The sequence below is a fragment of the Novosphingobium endophyticum genome, from assembly GCF_014640675.1.
GTDB lineage: Bacteria > Pseudomonadota > Alphaproteobacteria > Sphingomonadales > Sphingomonadaceae > Novosphingobium > Novosphingobium endophyticum.
The window spans coordinates 1-18,452 of sequence record NZ_BMHK01000045.1; the positions used below are offsets into that span (position 1 = coordinate 1).

An 18,452-nucleotide genomic window follows, 5' to 3' on the forward strand; every position below is an offset into this window, starting at 1 on the left:
CGCCTGATTTGCACCATCTCGCCGAAGCGCGGATGGAAACGGTAGCTGATCCGGCCATCAGCCGGCTGTTCGTTGGCAGTATGTCGCCATTCTGAGCAGGATCTGAACGGCTCTCAGGTTCCCGGTTGCCTTGTAGATGAGCGAGACTTTCGTGCGGCGCAGCGAATGGGTGCCGTATTCCCGCTTGTCCAAGCCGACGGTCGAGACCCATTCATCGACCAGGCGCGCATACTGGCGCGTGCTCAAGTGTCCAAGGTAGTCGACACGGCTCGGAAAGGCGAAGTCGAGGATGGTGCCGCGACGCCGTTCGAGCCACGCCGTCAGGCTCTTTCGGGCTTCTGTCATGATCTCGAACTGCACGGGTCGGCCTGTCTTCTGCTGGATCACCGTGGAGCGGTTACGGATGCTTCCGCCACTGGTGACATCGCCGATCCTGATCTTCACGAGGTCGCAGCCCCGCAGTTTGCTGTCGATCGCGAGGTCGAAGAGCGCCCGATCGCGCAGCCGCCTATGCTCGTCGAGGTAGAACCGGATGGCCCAGATATCGCGCGGTTTGAGCGGGCGCTTGGGTCCAACGTTCTGCCCTGCATTCCAGGGGCGCCGTTCATGCACGGCAGGGTCCAGGTCTGAGTATCCCATGTTGCTTCTCCGATAGCCGGAATGGCCAATTGGAGGATGCTGGATTTGCAGTGCCCTGCGTTGGTAGTGAAGAGGTGGCTGAAATCAGCCGGTGCCCGCCGCCTCCAGCAGCGCCTCGGTCGGGGGGTCGAAGCGGGTGTCGCCCTTCTCGATCTGCCTGGCGATATTCTTGCCCAGTTCGACGCCGAACTGGTCGAAAGGATTGATGCCCATGAGCACGGGATTGGCGAAAGTACGGTGCTCGTGGAAGGCGATCAGCGCGCCGAAGGTGGCCGGGCTGACGTCATCGAGCAGGATCGTCGCAGAGGGCCGGTCGCCGGGATAGGCACGCGCCGGATCATTGCTCGCGTTGCCCGCCATCAGCGCGGCGCCTTGCGCGAAACAGTTCGACAGCAGGATACGGTGATGCGCAGAGTCCAGATCATGTCCCGGCACGATCGAGGCGATGAAGTCGACGGGTACGAGATTGCACCAATCTCACCTATATCATGCGGCCTGATCGGATCATTCTCGGCGGGGGAGGCCCGCGCCCGTCAGCCACAGAATGTAGGGTTCAGGCGAAAAAAGCCCCAACAATTGCGCGGCTAAGCCGGCGTTGCAGGGCCGTAATAGCTCGAGACTCTGTTTGCATAGGCTTGATCAAATTCCGGAGCATTGTTCGACCAGCTCGGGCCGCCTTCGAGAATACGGCGATCGATGGTGATGACGTAGTTATCGTCCGTCGCTTCGTATCCAAGGAGGTTGAATGGCACCGGGTAGAAGCTCTTATTTAGACCTAGAAAGCCGCCCAGACTGAGTACGGCGTAGACCGAGCGTCCGGTCCGCTTGTCGACCACGAACGATTTTACGTGGCCTAGCTTGTCGCCGTCTTGCGAGCGGACTCCTAGCTCTGAGACTTCGGCTTCCACGAGGAACGCTTCAGCATCGTGCCTTTCCATTTACCAGCCTTTCGGTTCGCGTGAAATCGCGTCGAACGGGCCAGAGCCGACGTTTTGCGTAGGCTCCGGCCCAAGGTCTCAGGCGCCCATCGAATGCTTGAGAGCGCTCATTTCGTCGTGACCTGCCTTGACCGATCGCCAGGCTTCGTCGGCGGCTGCTCTGGCAGCGGGTGAGAGCTCAGCCTCGGCCAGCGCGGTTTCGAACTTGCTTTTGAGATAGTCCTCTCCGCGTTCGATCTCGCCGACAATGGCCTTGTCGTCGCGGCTCATGACCGTCTCCTTCAAGCTCTGAAATACACGGTGCGCGCCCCCGAGCACCGTGCCGTCGTCCTCGGGTTCGCCACCTGCGGCAGCCACCGCAGCCTGGAGTTTAGCGACGGCCGATTGCCGCTCGCGCGCCCGGGCGTTGAACTTGTCGGCGAGCGCTTGATTATCAATATCGGCTGCCGACTTCTGATATCCGTCGATACTGTCGACGAGTGTCGCGATGAGCGTGTTGAGAACGCTTACGTCCACGGAGTTTGTGGTCATGGGAATGTTCCTTGCATCCGGAGGGATGCCCATGAAACGCCAGGCAAATGGCGACGTTCCTTGGGCCATCCAGAAACGCGACGAGCGGTTGTGGGCTTGGCTCGATTGCAATCGCGCAATCTGGGCGGCCCGGCGGGCAAGCGAAAGCTATGCCGCGAGCGCTGCGCGTTTCGAACTTTCTGTTCGCACGGGCTTTTCGCATGTGCAGCAGGCCGATCTCGAGCGGGAAGCGATAACCGGGGCGTCTACCGACGTGATCCTGGACGAACGTCACCCGAGGCGGCGTTGACAGCATGTCGCCGATTGGCTTGATCCGCCGACAATCCGATCATTCAGCGTCCAAGATCGCTGTCTTGTCAGTTGACGTCCATTCAGCCGATTTTCACGGCCGCTGTCCCAAGCGGAGGCCGAGCGCCGAGCGCCTCGACGCCTGGAGAGAAAAGCCATGACAAACCTCGCAGCCGGCAATTTCGCTCCGGCGCTTGCGGCCGTGCCGTTGCTGCTGCTTGCTGCCTGCGGCCAGGCCTCATCCGATTCGCGTGGGGTGGATCGATCAGAAACCCTGCTTTCCGTCAGCGCCACCGGCCATGCCGAGGCACGTCCCGACAAGGCAGAGTTCCAGGCGGGAATTCAGACATGGGCGCGAAGTGCCAAGGACGCCAGTTCCGCGAATGCCAGGAAAATCGGTGAGATCGTCGACGCGCTCGGGAAGCTCGGTATCGAGGAGAAGGACATCCAGACCCGCGCCGTCTCGGTAGATCGGATCGACTGGGGCGACCGCAAGGGCCAGTTCCAGGCAGTGAATACGGTCAATGTCACCGTACGGAACGTCGATAGCGCAGGCGCTGCCGTGGCGGCGGTGACGGAAGCCGGCGCCAATATCGTCAATGGCCCCAATCTGACGATGAGCGATCCGGAAGCCACTGCCAATCTCGCTTATGCGGAGGCCTACAAGGCAGCCCGGCGCCGTGCTGAAGCCTATGCCGAGGCGGCAGGCATGGAAGTGAGCCGGGTGCTCTACATTCGCGATGCCGGCGGATCGCAGGGCATGCGCTATCTGCCTTCCGCCGAAGTGGCTGCCCGCATAGACGCCGCGCCGCCGCCCGTTGCGCTGCAAGTCGCACCTCCACCACCTCCGGCGTCGGAACAGGGAGGGGCAAGGATCATGGCCGGACAGACCGCCAGCGATGTGTCCATACAGGTGGACTTCGCGCTGCGGCCACAATAGGGGGTGCCGCCGACATCTCGGTCGTTCAAGACGGGAATGTTGCGGCCTTAGACCTTCCGTTCATTCATCGCCAGCGGATCCCGCGATTTGAAAAAAGTCCGAGGTCATGGGTCGCGCCAAGCAGCAGATAAATTTGGCTGGCCAGACGCAACCGGGGCCCGCTTCCGGGGTTAACGAAGGGTATCGGCGCTTCCCTGTGGTCCCTGTCCGGCTTCGGGGGTGCCAACCTCTTACAGCGACAAGGAGCCGCCATGGCCAAGAAGCCCGCGCCCGCCAAGAATCCCTCTGTGACCAAGACCGGCGTAGCACCCGCGAAGCTGGCTGGCGCCGACATCGGGGGAGAGTCTCCGCGGAAGGCTTCACCGATTCCCGAAGACGCGCTCATTAGCGACAGTTATTCCGAGCCCCAGGGCGAGGGCGGCGAAACCCGTCAGGTCGCGGAAGGCAAAACCGCCGTACTGACCACCCAGCAAGGCGTGCTGGTGGCGGACGATCAAAACAGTCTGAAGCAGGGCACACGTGGGCCCATGCTGATGGAGGACTTCCACTTTCGAGAAAAAATCTTCCACTTCGATCACGAGCGCATTCCCGAGCGCGTTGTGCATGCGCGCGGCTACGGCGCCCATGGCTTCTTTGAGCTCACCGAGGGCCTGGCCGATATAACTCGCGCCGACATCTTCCAGCGCGTCGGCGAGCGGACCCCCGCCTTTGTCCGGTTCTCGACGGTCGCGGGTTCGAAGGGCTCGTTCGACCTCGCCCGCGACGTCCGGGGCTTTGCGGTCAAGCTCTACACCAAGGAAGGCAACTGGGACATTGTGGGCAACAACATCCCCGTCTTCTTCATCCAGGACGCGATCAAGTTTCCCGATCTGATCCATTCGGCCAAGCCCGAGCCGGACCGCATGTTCCCTCAGGCGCAGACTGCGCATGACAACTTCTGGGACTTCATCAGCCTGACTCCGGAATCGATGCACATGGTGATGTGGATCATGTCGGACCGTGCGATCCCGCGCTCTTTCCGGACAATGGAAGGCTTCGGCGTCCATACCTTCCGCTTAGTTGACTCGGCCGGCAATTCTACCTTCGTCAAGTTCCACTGGAAGCCGAAGCAGGGACTACAGTCGGTCGTCTGGAACGAGGCGGTCAAGATCAACGGTGCCGATCCCGATTTCCATCGCCGCGACCTATGGGATGCCATCAACGGCGGCGACTTTCCCGAATGGGAACTAGGCCTGCAGCTTTTCGATCAGGAATTCGCCGACAGCTTCGATTTCGACGTTCTCGACGCGACCAAAATCATCCCCGAGGAAATCCTTCCGGTCCGCGTGGTCGGTCGGCTCGTGCTGGACCGCGTCGTCGACAACTTCTTCGCCGAGACGGAGCAGGTCGCGTTCTGCACCCAGAACGTGGTACCCGGCATCGACTTCACCAACGATCCGCTGCTCCAGGGCCGCAATTTCTCTTATCTCGATACCCAGCTCAAGCGCCTGGGCAGCCCCAATTTCACGCACCTTCCGATCAATGCGCCGAAGTGCCCCTTCGCCCATTTCCAGCAGGACGGGCACATGGCGATCACCAATCCGCATGGCCGGGTGAACTACGAGCCCAACAGCTGGGGTGCCGAGACCGGCGGGCCGCGCGAGGACCCCAAGCGCGGCTTCACAAGCTTTGGTGCCGAGGCGGAGGGTGCCAAGCTCAGAATCCGTTCCGAGAGCTTCGCTGACCACTACAGCCAAGCGCGCCAGTTCTATGTCAGCCAGACCCCGATCGAGCAGAAACACATGGCGGACGCCCTGACTTTCGAGCTCAGCAAGGTCGAGCGGCGCGACATTCGCGCGCGAATGGTCTCGCACCTGCTCAACATCGATGATGGTCTCGCCGCAAAGGTCGCGGATGGGCTCGCCCTTTCTGATATGCCGGCACCCGCGCAGTCGGCACGACCGACCGTTCCCGACCTGCCGCCCTCAGACGCGCTTTCGATCGTCAAGAACGGCCCATCCAATTTCAAGGGCCGCAAGCTCGGAGTCCTGCTCAGCGATGGCGCCGATCCCACACTGTTCGGCGCGCTCGTTAGCGCGGTCGACAAGCTCGGGGCGATCTACGAAGTGGTCGCTCCGAAGATAGGAGGTGTGACCTTGTCCGATGGGACGAAGGTTACGGCCAGGCACAAGATCGACGGGGGGCCATCGGTGCTGTTCGATGCCGTGGCGATCGTCGTTTCGAAGGAGGGCGCGGCCATGTTGGCCGGCGATGCGGTTGCCCAAGATTTCGTGCGCGACGCGTTCGGGCACTGCAAATTCATCGGCTACACGAAGGAAGCCGAGCTAATCTTCGCCAAGGGCGGTATTGGGAGCATGCTCGACGAGGCCTGTGTGCCGCTAGAACGTGCCGAGGACGCGGCGAAATTCCTCGAGGCCGCCGCGGCGCTTCGCCATTGGCCGCGCGAATTGCAGGTCGATCTCGATGCCCGGTGACGCCGACAGAGCCGCCATTCGCGGCGCCGAAACCGTTCCCTGGAACCCGCCTTACGTTCACTCGCCAACTGCATACGCCGAATGGCCGGAATCAATGCCGCTGATCGAGCCCACGAACCACCGGTTTGTTGGGGGAAGCGGACATTCGCAATTGGCGGTCAGCATTGATCGCTTTCGAGAAGCTCGTTGATTCTGGGCTCGCGAAGATCGTTCAGTTCTTCAGCTAGCGGTCCAACATAGACAGCGGCGAGATTGCCCAGAACATCGTAGTGGCAAGGCGAATTTCCGATGCCCGCCATTATTGTATTCCCGCGCTTGCGTTCATAACCTAGAGGCGTCCCGTCGGTGAACATCCTGAAGTCGCCCCAGTAGACGGTAGTTCGGGCATCCCATCGTTTTGTGAACTCGTCGAAATCAGACGGGTTCATTTGAAATGTTCGCCTGCTCACGGAGCCTGTTTCGCGGTTCAAGATTACCAATTGCCCGAATACGCGGGCATCAACTTTGGAAAGTGACACTGCCATCCAACGCTTCCCGAAAGAGGGCGTTGCAACGAAGCGCAAGCTATCGCCGGAAAGCTCGCTCAGAGGCGGCAACTCCGAGAGTAAACTTTCACCGCTATCCAAAACTATGCCTTTGCTGTGCGATGACAACGCACCGTATGTGGTCGCTCCCATCGCCCGGAGCATGGGCCGAGCGATGAACAAATAGGCACCCACAAGTAGGAGGGACACGATAACCGCGATGATCCTATGCTTTCGCTTCAGTGATTTTATCGCAGCCATCAGTCGCTGATTAGCATTTGAAGCAATGTCCGCAAAGTCGGCGGCTCCGGAATGGCTCCTTGCGGATTAAAATGTTGAAATGCTGCCCTTCGCCTGCGGTCATGGTTGGTCGACGGTACCCGCCGACTAAGCCGCCGTTTGCGAGCGCCTCGGGCGTTCTCGATAGCGGACATCGCCAGACATCCTTGCCAGCGGCAAATTGGCACGCCATGATCTTGGCATGGATGCGATCGCACCCGCCTTGCTGGATCGGCTGTCTCTTACTGAAATCGACCGCATCACATTCTTCAAGCGCGATGAACTGACAACGGACCTCCTGTGCTGTGATGTCCAGCGCAACGGTCAGAACTGGTTCTTCCACGAGGAGATGCCGGGATGGGACCTCCTGCTTGACCATTTGAAGGGCTTACCTGGTTTTCGAGAAGATTGGTTTGCCACCGTTTCGCAGCCAGCCTTCGTGTCTGCCGAGACGATTGCCTTTCGAAGATCATGATCGCCGACGTTGCTGCCGTTGGACGGCTCAAAGCGATACCTTGATAGCTTCCAGTCGTGCATGTCCATTCAGTTGCTTGGAATGCGGCCTTACGCCGGAACCTTGTCGGTGGATTGAACCAGGCCCTGCGCGTCCCCATTCTGAAATACATCGAAGGTGCAAGGAAGATCATATGGCCGGCGGATGGTCGCGCGACGGTGCGGTACAGGATCAGATCGAAGATACGGTGAACGATGCGATCCGTGGCGCACGTGCACGGATGCCTGCGGGAGATGGCCTCGAAAATTGCGAAGACTGTGGCGAGATTATCCCCGCCGGACGCCGCGAAGCCTTGCCGGGTGTGCGGACTTGTGTGTCCTGTCAGGGGCGCCGCGATAAGGCCGTCGTCCATTCGGGCATCAATCGGCGCGGGAGCAAGGACAGTCAACTACGGTGATGACGCTTGCCGCCGCCAGAGCGGTCGCTCCCGTTCGCGATAGACTTCCCTGGAAGCTGTCGCTCATTCATAAATCTTGGAGGACGACTCCCGCCGACATCAGAGATGAGATCGATGGTTCCCGTAGTCGATGGCTCCCCCATAAGGGCATCCGGGTGCCAATGTGTGAAGGCCTGCGGTGCCCTGGCGGTAGCGCCTAAATCATTCGAGCGCCGCAAAGGCCTCGCAGGCATCATTGGAGCCCGCCACGATCAATAGGTCGTTGGGCTGCACGATAATGTCCTGCGTGATGTGGCGGAATGGCCCGTCCTGCGGCTTCACGCCAATCACCGCGACGCCAAATTTCGACATCGTATCGATGATGCCCAGCAGCCCACCGACAAGCGCTTCCGGGGCCTTGGTCTTGATAATCGAGAAATCCTCATCGAATTCAATGTGGTCGATCATCTTACCCGTCACAAGCCGCGCGACGCGCCGACCCATGCGTTCTTCAGGATAGACCACATGGTGCGCGCCAACCCTTTCCAGGATGCGGCCATGGGTCTGGTGGGTGGCTTTGGCCCAGATCTGCGGGATGCCAAGATCGGTGAGACCCATGACCGTCAGCACGCTGGCTTCCACATCGCTCCCAATGCCGACCACAACCCGCCGAAAATCGGCAAGCCCGATCTGCCGAAGCGCATCGGGATCGGTGGTATCGGCCTGCAACACATGTGGCATTTCATCGGCCAGCATTTGCACCCGCCTTCCATCGGAATCGATGGCGAGCACATCGTGACCCATCTGGAGCAACGACTGCGCCACAGCCGTGCCGAAGCGGCCAAGGCCGATGACTGCTACCGCGGAAGGGGAAGACTTGCGGTTGTTTTTGCTAGCCAACAATGGGTTGCTCCTCTGGATAGCGATACTTCAAGCTGCGCTGTGCCAGCGCCAGGGCGGTGGCAAAGGTGACCGTGCCCACGCGGCCAACGAACATCAGCAGCACAAGCAGCATCTGCGAAGGCGTGGAAAGTTGTGCCGTAATGCCGGTGGAAAGGCCCACGGTGGCAAATGCCGATATGGTTTCGAACAGGATGAAGCGGAAGTCGATGACCGGTTCGATCCATTCAATCATCAGGGTGACAAGGCCGATCAGAGCGATGGCGATCAGCACAATGGACAGCGCCTGCCGAACGATCTGCGCTCCCACCGTGCGGCCGAAGATCGTGGTTTCGGCATGGCCGCGAATTTCGGACCAGACGACAAAGCCAAGCAGGGCGAATGTCGTCACTTTCAGCCCGCCTGCCGTGCCCGCGCTGCCGCCGCCGATCATCATGAAGAGGTAGTTGATCGACAGTGACTGATCGGCAAAGGCCCCCACGTCCAACGCGTTGAAACCGGCGGTGCGCATGGTGACCGAATGGAACGCGGCATTCAGCAGCCGCTCGCCCAGCGGCATTGCGCCCAGTGTGTCGGGATTGGTCCATTCCGCCGACAGCATCAGCACGGTTCCGCCCACCAGCAAGGCGGCGCTGACGACCAGGGTGATCCGGCTGTGCAACGACCATGGTTTGTGCCGCTGCCTGCGATTGCGGCGCGACCATACTTCGTGCAGCACCGGAAATCCGATGCCGCCAATGATGATAGCGGCCATCACGGGGGCAAGGATCAGCGAATCTGCCTGCCAACTCATCAGGCTATCTGAAAAAGTGGAAAAGCCAGCGTTGTTGAAGGCGGACACGGCATGGAACAAGGCGTGCCAGGCCGCTTCGCCCGCATTCATGCCGTGGCCCAGCCACCAGCGCAGCCACAGGGCAACCGCGACCAGAGCCTCGAAGGCGATGGAAACGATGAACACCAGCCGGACAAGGCTGGCCGCTTCCGCGCGGTTCACGTGGCCATGTTCGGTCAGCGCGATGGCGCGGCCCGAAAGGCTCATTCGCCGCCCGGCAACAAGGCCAAGCAGTGTGGCGGCAGTCATGATCCCCAACCCGCCGATCTGGAACTGCAGCATGATCGCCGCCTGGCCGAAAGGAGACCAGAAGGTGGGGGTATCCACGGTGATCAGCCCGGTGACGCAGATGGCCGATGTGGCGGTGAAGAAGGCGGTGACGAAACCAGCACTCTGCCCGCTGGCGGTAGCAGCTGGCAGCATCAGCACCGCCGTGCCGATCGCGATGGCGGCGAGGAAGGCGGCGGGCACCACGCGAGTGGGATGGTCGAGGCCCTTCACCTGGCAGCGCGCTGCCAAATGGTAGTGTCTTGCAAATCAGGTGTTTGACGTGATTGAGCGAACAAGTGCATTGGCTTTGCCTAGCAAGCCAACCACAACCTTTCCACGAATGCTTCAAGTTTTCGACCGCGGTCAATCGCTCTGATCGCCAAGACTGGCGAGGCGATAGCCGATACCAGGTTCATTCATGACCAGCTTCGGCCGCGAAGCGTCCGTTTCGACCTTCTTGCGCAGGGAGCGAATCGCCACGCGCAAGTAGTCGAGATCGTCGCGATGTGCCGCACCCCAGACCGTTTCAAGCAAGGATGTGTGGGTCATCACGCGGCCAGGCTTTTCCGATAGCGCCCAAAGCAGTTCGAATTCGCGCGGCGTCAGGGGCACCGGCGTGCCGTCAATCACCACCGAGTGTTTCGCCCGGTCGATGCTGCCGCCCTCGAAGTCTCGCCTGTGCGGATCGACGAGGGCGCCAGATTTCCGGCGAAGCGCAGAACGTACGCGCGCGAGAAGTTCGGCACTATCAAAGGGCTTGGTCACGAAATCATCGGCTCCGAGATCCAGAGCTGCAACCTTCTCCTCTGTCGCATCGCGCGCCGTCAGGACGATGATGGTGACACCGAGTGCAGCAAGCTGCGGCACGATTTCGAGGCCATCGCGGTCGGGCAGGCCCAGATCGAGCAGCGCAACGGCAGGTCGCTGCGGCCCGGCGGCCAGACGCAAGGCCTCTCCGGCGCTGGCAGCTTCGACGTGACTGAGCCCCACCCGGTCCAGCGCACCCATCAGCAGCCGCCGGATCGCGGGTTCGTCATCAATGATCAGGACGTCCCTATGCATCGCTCGGACCACCATCCTTTTCTTTCGCTGAGGCGACGGGCAGCGCAATGGTGAAGGCCGCCCCTCCGCCTTCGCGATTGCCCGCCGTAATCGCCCCGCCAACTGCCTCCACGAAGTTCTTGGCGATCCACAGGCCGAGACCCGAACCGCCCACCCGGTCACCGCCTTCGAGACGGTGGAAGCGCTCGAAAAGCGCTTCGGTCTCATCAGGCAGGCCAGGGCCGCGATCAAGGATGCGACATTTGACCTGATCTCCCGAACAATCGATCTCGACATCGACCGGTGATCCGGAAGACGAAAACTTGAGCGCATTGTCGACCAGGTTGATCAACACATGGCGCAGGAGCAGCGGATCAGTGAACGCAAACGGGCAGTCGCTGTCGATCCGCGTAGCAACCCGCGCGCCGGGTCCGTCTTGCCGCAGATCGCGCAACACGGACGTGACGATGTCGGTCATGTCGACACTTTCCCATTTGGGTTCGATCGTTCCGTGCTCGATCCGTGATGCTTCGAGAAGATCATTCAGGAACCTCTGCAGTCGCCGGGACTCGGAACGGGCTATGCGCAACTCCTCAGCATAATCGCCTTGGACCGGGATTGCCTCTGTTGCCGCGATGACCGCCGTGAGCGGGGTGCGCAGGTCATGGGCAATGCTGCCAAGCAGTGCCCCGCGTAGCCGGTCCCTTTCGCGCAGGGCATCCACCTGCCGCGCCTGTCCTTCCAAGACGATTCGCTCGTGTGCGAGAGCGGTCTGATCCACCAGTGATGCCAGCATCACGGCATCGTCGGGGCGGATCACGCGTTCCTGCGATGGACGCGCAAGTCCGAGGGCGCCCATAGTCCCGAGCGAGGTCTTGAGCGGGTGAAACTGCCAGTCCGCCGCATTCAGCGTCCCCGTATCGCGTCCGGTGGCAACGCCATTCTCGATGGCCCAGCGGACCGCCGCCTCGTCAATTGCGTCGATCCGGCCATATTTATCGTTCCCGCGAACGACTATCGCATCGTCTTCAAGCGCGACGATGATGGCTTCAACATCGAGCAGCCCGCCGATCTCGCGGCAGGCAACCCGTGCGGTTTCGTCCCTGCCCGAAAGGCCGCCCATGAGGCCGGCAAATCTGGCCAGGGAGGCGTTGAGCCGGGCCACGCCCACACTTGTCTTCGCCTGCCGCCTTACCTTCCCCGCCAGGCCGCCAATGACAATGGCAACCACCGCCAGCACCGCGAATGTCACGACTTCGGCCGGGCTGTGAATGAACAGCGTATGGTAGGGCTCGGTGAAGAAGAAGTTGTAGGAAAGCGCTGCAGCCATTGCCGCCCACAGGCCCGCCCGGAGCCCTAGCCTGGTCGCCGAAACGATCACTGGCAAAAGCAGGACAAGGTCGATGGCACCCAGCGCGATCCAGGGCCTGACCAGCTGCAATATCCCGACGGTGACCGCGACAAGCAGGACGGCAATCGAGTTTGCCCGGATAGTGAAGGGCTCTTTGGGCTTCTCCGGCTTATCGTCGGCTTCATCGAGCGGAACGACATGAACTGCCGCGCCGTTGGCCTTGCGGATGACGGATTGGGCGACAGATCCGTGTCGCCACTCGAACCAGCGCGTTCGACGGCTCTTACCGATCACGATCTGGCTGGCACGCAATTGCCTGGCCTGGTCAACGAGCGCGGCACTGATATCGTCAGCAGCGACCGTCATCAACGATGCGCCCAACGACGCGGCCAATGCCAGATTGTCGGCGAGTTGCTCGCGTTGGCTTCCGCGAACGGCGCGGGCGCTTGCGCTTTCAATCACCACTGCGGTCCACGGCGCATGGAGCAGGTCAGAAAGGCGCTTGGCATGGCGCACAACACGGGCGCCGCCCTTGCCGGAGCTGACGGCTACGATCAGCCGCTCCCCAGCCACGAAATTGCCCGTTTCACCGCTAGTTTCAAGATCGTCGGATAGTCGGCGGTCAACGCTGTGCGCGGCAAAGCGCAAGGCCATCTCGCGCAAGGCAGCAAGTTTGAGGGGCGTAAAAAAATTGGCCAGCGCGCGCCCGGCGGTGTCGGGGAGATAGACCTTGCCGGCCTGCAGGCGTTCGATCAACGCTTCCGGCGGCAGGTCGACCAGGATCAGTTCGGCATGTTCGAGAATGTTGTCGGGCACAGTTTCGCGCACCCGGACATGCGTGAAACCGGCAACGACATCGTTGAGGCTTTCGATGTGCTGGATGTTGATTGTGGTCGCGACATTGATCCCAGCTACGATCAGTTCGGCAACATCCTGCCAGCGTTTGGGGTGGCGGCTGCCCGGTGCATTACTGTGGGCCAGTTCATCGACCAGGATAAGGTCCGGGCGCCGGGCAAGCGCTGCGTCGATGTCGAACTCTTCGAGCTGGTGCCCGGCATGGTCGATCATGCGCCGGGGCAGTTCCTCCAGCGGTTGGAGCAGAGCTGCGGTCTCGCAGCGGCCATGCGTTTCCGCCACGCCCACGACCACATCCATACCCTCGGCTTGCCGCCGCGCGGCATCCTGAAGCATTCTGTAGGTCTTGCCTACGCCAGGTGCCGCGCCGAGGTAGACGGTCAGCCGACCGCGCTCTGCCATTCGGGCAATGCGCAGGAAGCGTTCGGCGTCCCGTTCAGGCGTTGGGTCGGTCATCGTGAAAGCAGCCTATTGCTCAAGCCGGTCGAGCGCCAGATTGAGTTGCAGTACGTTGACGACGGGCTCGGGCGCGAGGACTCCGCCGGGCGCGATTGCGGCGTCCTGCACGAGCCGGCGGATGACCGCCGCATCAATGCCCCGCGCAGCTGCGACCCGATCTGCCTGATAGAGCCCGCCTGCCAGGGAAATGTGCGGATCAAGGCCTCCGCCTGATGCGGCAACGAGATCTGCCGGGACAGGTTTGTCTGCGGTCGCTCCATAGCGGACAACCGTTTCCGCAGCGCGCTCGGCAAGGGTTTGACTGGTTGGGGACAGGTTGCTCCCACCCGCACCCATCGCGTCATAGTCGACGGCGGATGGGCGCGGCCAGAAATAGCGGGGCTCGGTGAAATCTTGCGCCACAAGTTCGCTGCCGACGGCGCGACCGCCCACTTCGATGATCGAGCCATTGGCCCGGAAGGGAGCTAAGGCCTGCGCAACGCCGAATACAAGGGATGCGTAAGCCAAAACACAGACGAACAGAGTCAGCAGCCAGAGGCGCAGCGAAGGGAGAAGATAGGTCATTGGTCCGTTCCTTGTCTGGATCAGCGCATCAAAGTCACATGTTCGGCAATCGGGCCGAGTGCGGCTGCGGGGAAGAAGGTCAGCGCGCCGAAGATCAGGATGGTGATCACCAGCATCGTGCCGAATGTGCCGCCTTCGACGCTCAACGTCCCGGCACTTTCCGCGCTGCGCTTCTTGGCCATCAGCGATCCGACGATGGCCAGCGGCACGATGATAGGAAGATAACGGCCGATCAGCATGACAAGGCCGGTGGCGATGTTCCATGGAACGGTATCGTCGCCCAATCCCTCGAAGCCCGACCCGTTGTTCGCACCTGCAGAGCTGAATTCGTAGAGAATCTCGGAAAAGCCGTGCGCGCCGACATTGTTGAGCGTGTCTTGCCCCCAGACCGTGGCGGCGAAGATTGCCGTACCGCCAAGGATCAGCACTGCATGGCTGATCAGCGCAAGGATCGCGAGGCGCATCTCGCGGCCTTCGACCTTGTGCCCCAGATATTCGGGAGTCCGGCCAACCATCATGCCGGCGATGAACACCGCGACCACGACATAGAGAAACATGTTGATCATGCCCACGCCCACGCCTCCGAAGGTGGCGTTGAGCCACATTCCAGCCATCGGCATCAGCCCGGTGAGCGGGTTGAGACTGTCATGCATCGCGCCAACCGAGCCATTGCTGGTGGATGTGGTGAGCACGGCCCACAGCGGCCCGGTCGTGGCCCCGAGGCGCAGTTCCTTGCCTTCCAGATTGCCGACATCGGCCATGATCGGCAGATTGGCGAAAGCCTGGGTAGGAGCGCTTTCGAAAGCGACTGAGCCGCCAATCTTTACCAGCAGGAAGACAAGCATCACGCCGAAAATGACGCCCGCATGCTTCATGCGCCCAATGATCCGGCCGAACATCCACACGCAGGCCATCGGTATGATGATGATCGAAATCATCTGGAGGGAATTCGCCCAGAAGTCGGGATTTTCGAGCGGGTGCGTGGAATTGGGACCGAAGAAGCCGCCGCCATTGGTGCCGAGCTGCTTGATCGCCACAAAGGCTGCGGCAGGACCGCGCGCGATGGTCTGGGTTACGCCTTCCAGGGTCGTGACCGCCGCAGCGCCTTCAAAGGTCATCGGCACGCCGCGAAGGGCGATGAAGCAGGCGACGATCATGGCCAGCGGCAGAAGCACGCAGAATGCGGCCCGCTGAAGGTCGAGGAAGAAATTGCCCATGCTCGCCTGCCCACCGATGCCCCGGGCCAATGCCGCAAGCGCCGCAATCCCGGTCGCGGCGGAAACGAACTGTAGCCACATCAGTCCGCCCAACTGGGCGAGATAGCTCCAGGTGCTCTCGCCCGAATAGTGCTGGAGGTTAGTGTTGGTGGTGAACGAGGCTGCCGTGTTGAACACGAGGTCGAGCGGCGCCGCCGTCTGCCCGTCCGGGTTGAGCGGCAGCGCGTGCTGCGTCGCGAGCAGGAGGAAGGCGAAGGCGAACATCAGCGCGTTGAAGGCCAGCAACGCGACGGAATACTGTTTCCAGTTCTGATCGGGTGCATCACCAACGGCGCGAATGAAGAGGCGGTCCGCGCGCGCGAAGCGGCCAGAAAACAGCCAGGCCATATAATTGCCGAGCGGCCAGGACAGCAGCGCCGCTCCGCCGACGATCAGAATTACGGTGAGAATTGCTGTAAGCATTTTCTTGTCCCTTCCGCTCAGGCGAGGCCGAGGCCGGCGACGGCGAGGTCGATGAGCTTGATGCCGATGAACGGAGCGATCACGCCGCCTGCGCCATAGATGGCGAGGTTGCGCAGCAGCTGGCTGGCTGCGGGCATCGGGCGATAGGCCACGCCCTTGAGCGCTAGCGGCACCAGCAGCGGGATGATTACCGCGTTGAAGATGATCGCGGAGAGGATTGCGCTCGACGGGCTTGCCAGCCCCATGATGTTGAGCGCCCCCAGCGCCGGATAGAGCACTACGAAGATCGCCGGCAGGATTGCGAAGTATTTTGCAATATCGTTGGCGATGGAAAAGGTCGTGAGCGCACCGCGGGTCATCAGGAGCTGCTTTCCGATCCCGACGACTTCGATAAGCTTGGTCGGATCGCTGTCGAGGTCGACCATGTTGCCAGCTTCGCGTGCAGCCTGGGTGCCGGTATTCATGGCGACACCAACGTCCGACTGGGCGAGCGCGGGCGCATCGTTGGTGCCATCCCCGCACATGGCCACCAGCTTACCCTCGCCCTGTTCCTTGCGAATGTAGGCGAGCTTGTCCTCCGGCGTGGCTTCCGCCAGGAAATCATCTACCCCCGCCTCAGCCGCGATCGCAGCAGCCGTCAGCGGGTTGTCGCCAGTGATCATGACGGTGCGGATGCCCATGCGCCGCAATTCGACAAAACGCTCGCGAATGCCCGCCTTGATGATGTCCTTGAGATGAATTGCACCCAGCAAACGCCCGTTCTCGACTACCGCCAAAGGGGTGCCGCCCGCCTGCGCTATGCGGTCCGTTATCCGTTTGAGTGCAAGCACCGATCCTGGTGGGAAATCGCCCAGCTTGAGCACCGCGTCGACAGCACCTTTCCGGATGCTGCGGCCCGGCAGGTCAACCCCGCTGACCCTTGTCTGTGCGGAGAAGGCAACTGTCTCAGCCTCCGTGGGAAGCGTCTCGCCGGCCCCGGCCAGCGCCACGATCGAGCGGCCTTCAGGCGTGGGATCGGCGAGGCTGGAGAGCCGGGCGGCTGAAACCAGGTCTGCTGGCGCCACGCCGAGAAGCGGGACAAATTCGCTCGCCTGCCGGTCGCCGATCGTGATCGTGCCCGTCTTGTCGAGCAGTAGCGTGCCGATGTCACCGGCTGCCTCGACCGCCCGGCCGGACTTGGCAAGGACGTTGAAGCGGATCAGCCGGTCCATGCCCGCTATGCCGATGGCCGAAAGCAGGCCGGAAATGGTCGTGGGGATCAGCGCCACGAACAGCGCGATCAACACTGGAACCGCAATGGCGTCGCCGGAAAATTCGGCGAACGCCGGAAGCGTCCCCACAGCAACCAGGAAGATCAGTGTGAGACCGGTGAGGAGGATCGTCAGCGCGATCTCGTTCGGCGTCTTCTGTCGGCTTGCGCCTTCGACCAGCGCTATCATCCGGTCGAGAAAGCCGCTGCCCGGTTCGGCCGTCACCTTCACGCGGATTTCATCGGAGATGACCGTGGTGCCAGCCGTCACGGCCGACCGGTCACCACCCGCCTCGCGGATTACTGGCGCGCTCTCACCGGTGATCGCCGCTTCGTTGACCGAGGCGACGCCCGCCACAACCTCGCCGTCGGCGGGGATCTGCCTGCCCGGTGTTACGAGGACGACGTCACCAAAGCGGAGTTGGCTGGCGGGCACTTCCTCGGTCGCGCCGAATTTTCCGATCCGCAGCGCAACAAGCTGATCCTTGGTGGCGCGAAGGCTTTGCGCCTGAGCCTTGCCGCGCCCTCCGGCCAGAGCCTCGGCAAAGTTGCCGAACAGGACCGTCAGCCAAAGCCAGAAGACGAGTTGCCCTTGGAAAGCGAGGCCGTCACCATCGATCGCAATGTTGCGCAGAAGGATGACGGAGGCCACCGCTGCGACCACGGCCGTGGTGAACATCACCGGGTTGCGGACCAGCTTTCGCGGATCAAGCTTGGCAAAGGCATCGCGGATCGCCGGAGCCATTAGCTTGCGTTCAAACAAGGAGGCGCTCTGCATCAAAAGCGCTCCGGCTTGAGGAGAACGGCGGTCAAATAGGCAAGCAGTCCCAGTGCTACCAGGCCGGCGAGGACGAGGTCGAACGTCATGCGAGGCTCCTTTCATTTGGACCTCGCCATGCGCGCCTGGCGCGTGAAAATTCGATGGGGGTTACCCTTGTAGGGCGTTAAATCTGCATGAAAACGGGAACCTCAGGCCGTCAGGCTAGGACAGATATCTCGGTCAGTATCCAGCCGGAGATTTGGCCAGGGCGGCCATTCGTAGAAATCCTTCGATGTAAGCGTTCCAGCGTGTCCTAGCTTAAGTCCGCAAGTGGTGAATGAAATACCATGTTTCGATTTACGTCCCTCGAAGGAGACGTTCCGGATCGTCCAACGACCCGGTCTTTCATATTGTTCGTCGGCGCGGCCCACGAACGACCGGTTACGGGATCGGCAGCGGGGCCGCCGAAGGACTGGGATGCCGCGCGATGCAGACTTTAGCGCTGGTTGAAGTGAGTATGGACGTTCCGCAGTAGTTCGTCACCGCGCATTGAATTTGAGATCAGACATGGAGCATCCCACTCGTTCTGGAAGATGAATGCCTCGTCGCCAAACGAGACCACCGCGACAATTCCGGCAGACTCGCATTTTGCATCTGGATATTCCCTGCCAATGTAATCGCGGATCGCGCTTAGATCCTCAGTCCCGAATTCAAGGGAAACATGCTCATCGACGTGCAGCAGCGTCACAGCCATTTGGCGAGCCTAACAACGTCCAAGCCTTTTTCCACCCTCTTTCGTGCAGACGCATGATCTGTCCATGGCGGGAAAGCTGAAGGTCCGGAATCAGAGAGCCGCCAGCGGCACGCCAACGACCGCAAAGCCCCGCGAAGCTGCCGTTAGCGGCTGGCCTCTACGTTGCGATGATAACTATTGGCCGATTCTGCGTCCTGAATGTCGTATGCAAACCACGCGCTCTGACTGTGGTCGA

At 61.4% G+C, this 18,452-nt stretch carries 18 protein-coding genes and 1 pseudogene; 5 read left to right on the forward strand and 14 right to left on the reverse strand.

All coding sequences use genetic code 11. The annotated features are described in order from the left end of the window. Window positions 1-57 precede the first annotated feature (57 nt). From IEX32_RS18460 to IEX32_RS18475, 4 genes and pseudogenes are all read right to left on the reverse strand, one after another. The gene (locus IEX32_RS18460; RefSeq protein ID WP_188773016.1) at window positions 58-639 is read right to left on the reverse strand and encodes a tyrosine-type recombinase/integrase; all 582 of its coding nucleotides are present in this window, start codon (window positions 637-639) and stop codon (window positions 58-60) included. A gap of 84 nt (window positions 640-723) precedes the next feature. Continuing rightward, window positions 724-1,107, reverse strand: a pseudogene (locus IEX32_RS18465) (phosphoglucose isomerase-related protein); the annotation flags it as partial. 116 nt (window positions 1,108-1,223) lie between these two features. Then, window positions 1,224-1,577 carry a PRC-barrel domain-containing protein gene (locus tag IEX32_RS18470; RefSeq protein WP_188773017.1) on the reverse strand — a complete coding sequence of 118 codons (354 nt, stop codon included), beginning with the start codon at window positions 1,575-1,577 and terminating at the stop codon, window positions 1,224-1,226. Between the two features lie 78 nt (window positions 1,578-1,655). Beyond that, a complete protein-coding gene (locus IEX32_RS18475; protein ID WP_229736488.1) occupies window positions 1,656-2,141 on the reverse strand; it encodes a ferritin-like domain-containing protein in 486 nt (161 codons plus the stop codon). Between IEX32_RS18475 and IEX32_RS18480 the strand changes: the two genes are divergently transcribed. The 3 genes from IEX32_RS18480 to IEX32_RS18490 all read left to right on the forward strand — a co-directional run bounded on the left by IEX32_RS18480 (window position 2,140) and on the right by IEX32_RS18490 (window position 5,810). Next, window positions 2,140-2,397: a hypothetical protein gene (locus tag IEX32_RS18480; protein WP_188773018.1), complete on the forward strand. Its 258-nt coding sequence runs from the start codon at window positions 2,140-2,142 to the stop codon at window positions 2,395-2,397. The two genes, IEX32_RS18475 and IEX32_RS18480, sit on opposite strands and share 2 nt — an antisense overlap. 156 nt (window positions 2,398-2,553) lie before the next feature. Beyond that, window positions 2,554-3,336: an SIMPL domain-containing protein gene (locus IEX32_RS18485; RefSeq protein ID WP_188773019.1), complete on the forward strand. Its 783-nt coding sequence runs from the start codon at window positions 2,554-2,556 to the stop codon at window positions 3,334-3,336. 251 nt (window positions 3,337-3,587) lie between these two features. After that, the gene (locus IEX32_RS18490) at window positions 3,588-5,810 is read left to right on the forward strand and encodes a catalase (protein WP_188773020.1); all 2,223 of its coding nucleotides are present in this window, start codon (window positions 3,588-3,590) and stop codon (window positions 5,808-5,810) included. Between the two features lie 158 nt (window positions 5,811-5,968). Here the strand turns inward: IEX32_RS18490 and IEX32_RS18495 are convergent, their stop codons facing one another. After that, entirely contained in the window at window positions 5,969-6,595 is a 627-nt protein-coding gene (locus IEX32_RS18495; RefSeq protein WP_188773021.1) for a hypothetical protein, read from the reverse strand. Window positions 6,596-6,815: 220 nt separating this feature from the next. Between IEX32_RS18495 and IEX32_RS18500 the strand changes: the two genes are divergently transcribed. Both IEX32_RS18500 and IEX32_RS18505 read left to right on the forward strand, forming a co-directional pair. After that, the gene (locus tag IEX32_RS18500; protein ID WP_188773022.1) at window positions 6,816-7,088 is read left to right on the forward strand and encodes a hypothetical protein; all 273 of its coding nucleotides are present in this window, start codon (window positions 6,816-6,818) and stop codon (window positions 7,086-7,088) included. A gap of 172 nt (window positions 7,089-7,260) precedes the next feature. After that, window positions 7,261-7,524 (forward strand): DksA/TraR family C4-type zinc finger protein, encoded by a 264-nt coding sequence (locus IEX32_RS18505; protein ID WP_188773023.1) that lies wholly within the window; start codon window positions 7,261-7,263, stop codon window positions 7,522-7,524. Between the two features lie 201 nt (window positions 7,525-7,725). On the opposite strand, the gene IEX32_RS18510 is transcribed toward IEX32_RS18505, so the two are convergent. From IEX32_RS18510 to IEX32_RS18550, 9 genes are all read right to left on the reverse strand, one after another. After that, window positions 7,726-8,406 carry a potassium channel family protein gene (locus IEX32_RS18510; RefSeq protein ID WP_308421066.1) on the reverse strand — a complete coding sequence of 227 codons (681 nt, stop codon included), beginning with the start codon at window positions 8,404-8,406 and terminating at the stop codon, window positions 7,726-7,728. Then, window positions 8,396-9,754 carry a TrkH family potassium uptake protein gene (locus IEX32_RS18515; RefSeq protein ID WP_229736489.1) on the reverse strand — a complete coding sequence of 453 codons (1,359 nt, stop codon included), beginning with the start codon at window positions 9,752-9,754 and terminating at the stop codon, window positions 8,396-8,398. Before IEX32_RS18515 ends, IEX32_RS18510 begins: the two co-directional genes overlap by 11 nt. A gap of 114 nt (window positions 9,755-9,868) precedes the next feature. Then, window positions 9,869-10,567 (reverse strand): response regulator transcription factor, encoded by a 699-nt coding sequence (locus tag IEX32_RS18520; protein ID WP_188773025.1) that lies wholly within the window; start codon window positions 10,565-10,567, stop codon window positions 9,869-9,871. Continuing rightward, window positions 10,560-13,208 carry a DUF4118 domain-containing protein gene (locus tag IEX32_RS18525; protein WP_229736490.1) on the reverse strand — a complete coding sequence of 883 codons (2,649 nt, stop codon included), beginning with the start codon at window positions 13,206-13,208 and terminating at the stop codon, window positions 10,560-10,562. The genes IEX32_RS18520 and IEX32_RS18525 overlap by 8 nt, the downstream gene beginning before the upstream one ends. A 12-nt stretch (window positions 13,209-13,220) precedes the next feature. Continuing rightward, window positions 13,221-13,775, reverse strand: a complete 555-nt coding sequence (kdpC, locus tag IEX32_RS18530; protein WP_188773026.1) for a potassium-transporting ATPase subunit KdpC — start codon at window positions 13,773-13,775, stop codon at window positions 13,221-13,223. A gap of 20 nt (window positions 13,776-13,795) precedes the next feature. After that, window positions 13,796-15,454, reverse strand: a complete 1,659-nt coding sequence (gene kdpA / locus IEX32_RS18535; RefSeq protein ID WP_188773027.1) for a potassium-transporting ATPase subunit KdpA — start codon at window positions 15,452-15,454, stop codon at window positions 13,796-13,798. Between the two features lie 17 nt (window positions 15,455-15,471). Next, window positions 15,472-17,481 (reverse strand): potassium-transporting ATPase subunit KdpB, encoded by a 2,010-nt coding sequence (gene kdpB / locus IEX32_RS18540; RefSeq protein ID WP_188773028.1) that lies wholly within the window; start codon window positions 17,479-17,481, stop codon window positions 15,472-15,474. Further along, window positions 17,481-17,570 (reverse strand): K(+)-transporting ATPase subunit F, encoded by a 90-nt coding sequence (gene kdpF / locus IEX32_RS18545; protein WP_188773029.1) that lies wholly within the window; start codon window positions 17,568-17,570, stop codon window positions 17,481-17,483. Before kdpF ends, kdpB begins: the two co-directional genes overlap by 1 nt. A 389-nt stretch (window positions 17,571-17,959) precedes the next feature. Next, window positions 17,960-18,217: a hypothetical protein gene (locus tag IEX32_RS18550; RefSeq protein ID WP_188773030.1), complete on the reverse strand. Its 258-nt coding sequence runs from the start codon at window positions 18,215-18,217 to the stop codon at window positions 17,960-17,962. Window positions 18,218-18,452 lie beyond the last annotated feature (235 nt).

Bases quoted from the DNA above. Each gene is read 5' to 3' on its own strand.
- IEX32_RS18460 (WP_188773016.1), bottom strand. From the start codon at position 639: ATGGGATACTCAGACCTGGACCCTGCCGTGCATGAACGGCGCCCCTGG.
- IEX32_RS18470 (WP_188773017.1), bottom strand. From the start codon at position 1,577: ATGGAAAGGCACGATGCTGAAGCGTTCCTCGTGGAAGCCGAAGTCTCA.
- IEX32_RS18480 (WP_188773018.1), top strand. From the start codon at position 2,140: ATGAAACGCCAGGCAAATGGCGACGTTCCTTGGGCCATCCAGAAACGC.
- IEX32_RS18475 (WP_229736488.1), bottom strand. From the start codon at position 2,141: ATGGGCATCCCTCCGGATGCAAGGAACATTCCCATGACCACAAACTCC.
- IEX32_RS18485 (WP_188773019.1), top strand. From the start codon at position 2,554: ATGACAAACCTCGCAGCCGGCAATTTCGCTCCGGCGCTTGCGGCCGTG.
- IEX32_RS18490 (WP_188773020.1), top strand. From the start codon at position 3,588: ATGGCCAAGAAGCCCGCGCCCGCCAAGAATCCCTCTGTGACCAAGACC.
- IEX32_RS18495 (WP_188773021.1), bottom strand. From the start codon at position 6,595: ATGGCTGCGATAAAATCACTGAAGCGAAAGCATAGGATCATCGCGGTT.
- IEX32_RS18500 (WP_188773022.1), top strand. From the start codon at position 6,816: ATGGATGCGATCGCACCCGCCTTGCTGGATCGGCTGTCTCTTACTGAA.
- IEX32_RS18505 (WP_188773023.1), top strand. From the start codon at position 7,261: ATGGCCGGCGGATGGTCGCGCGACGGTGCGGTACAGGATCAGATCGAA.
- IEX32_RS18520 (WP_188773025.1), bottom strand. From the start codon at position 10,567: ATGCATAGGGACGTCCTGATCATTGATGACGAACCCGCGATCCGGCGG.
- IEX32_RS18525 (WP_229736490.1), bottom strand. From the start codon at position 13,208: ATGACCGACCCAACGCCTGAACGGGACGCCGAACGCTTCCTGCGCATT.
- kdpC (WP_188773026.1), bottom strand. From the start codon at position 13,775: ATGACCTATCTTCTCCCTTCGCTGCGCCTCTGGCTGCTGACTCTGTTC.
- kdpA (WP_188773027.1), bottom strand. From the start codon at position 15,454: ATGCTTACAGCAATTCTCACCGTAATTCTGATCGTCGGCGGAGCGGCG.
- kdpB (WP_188773028.1), bottom strand. From the start codon at position 17,481: ATGCAGAGCGCCTCCTTGTTTGAACGCAAGCTAATGGCTCCGGCGATC.
- kdpF (WP_188773029.1), bottom strand. From the start codon at position 17,570: ATGACGTTCGACCTCGTCCTCGCCGGCCTGGTAGCACTGGGACTGCTT.
- IEX32_RS18550 (WP_188773030.1), bottom strand. From the start codon at position 18,217: ATGGCTGTGACGCTGCTGCACGTCGATGAGCATGTTTCCCTTGAATTC.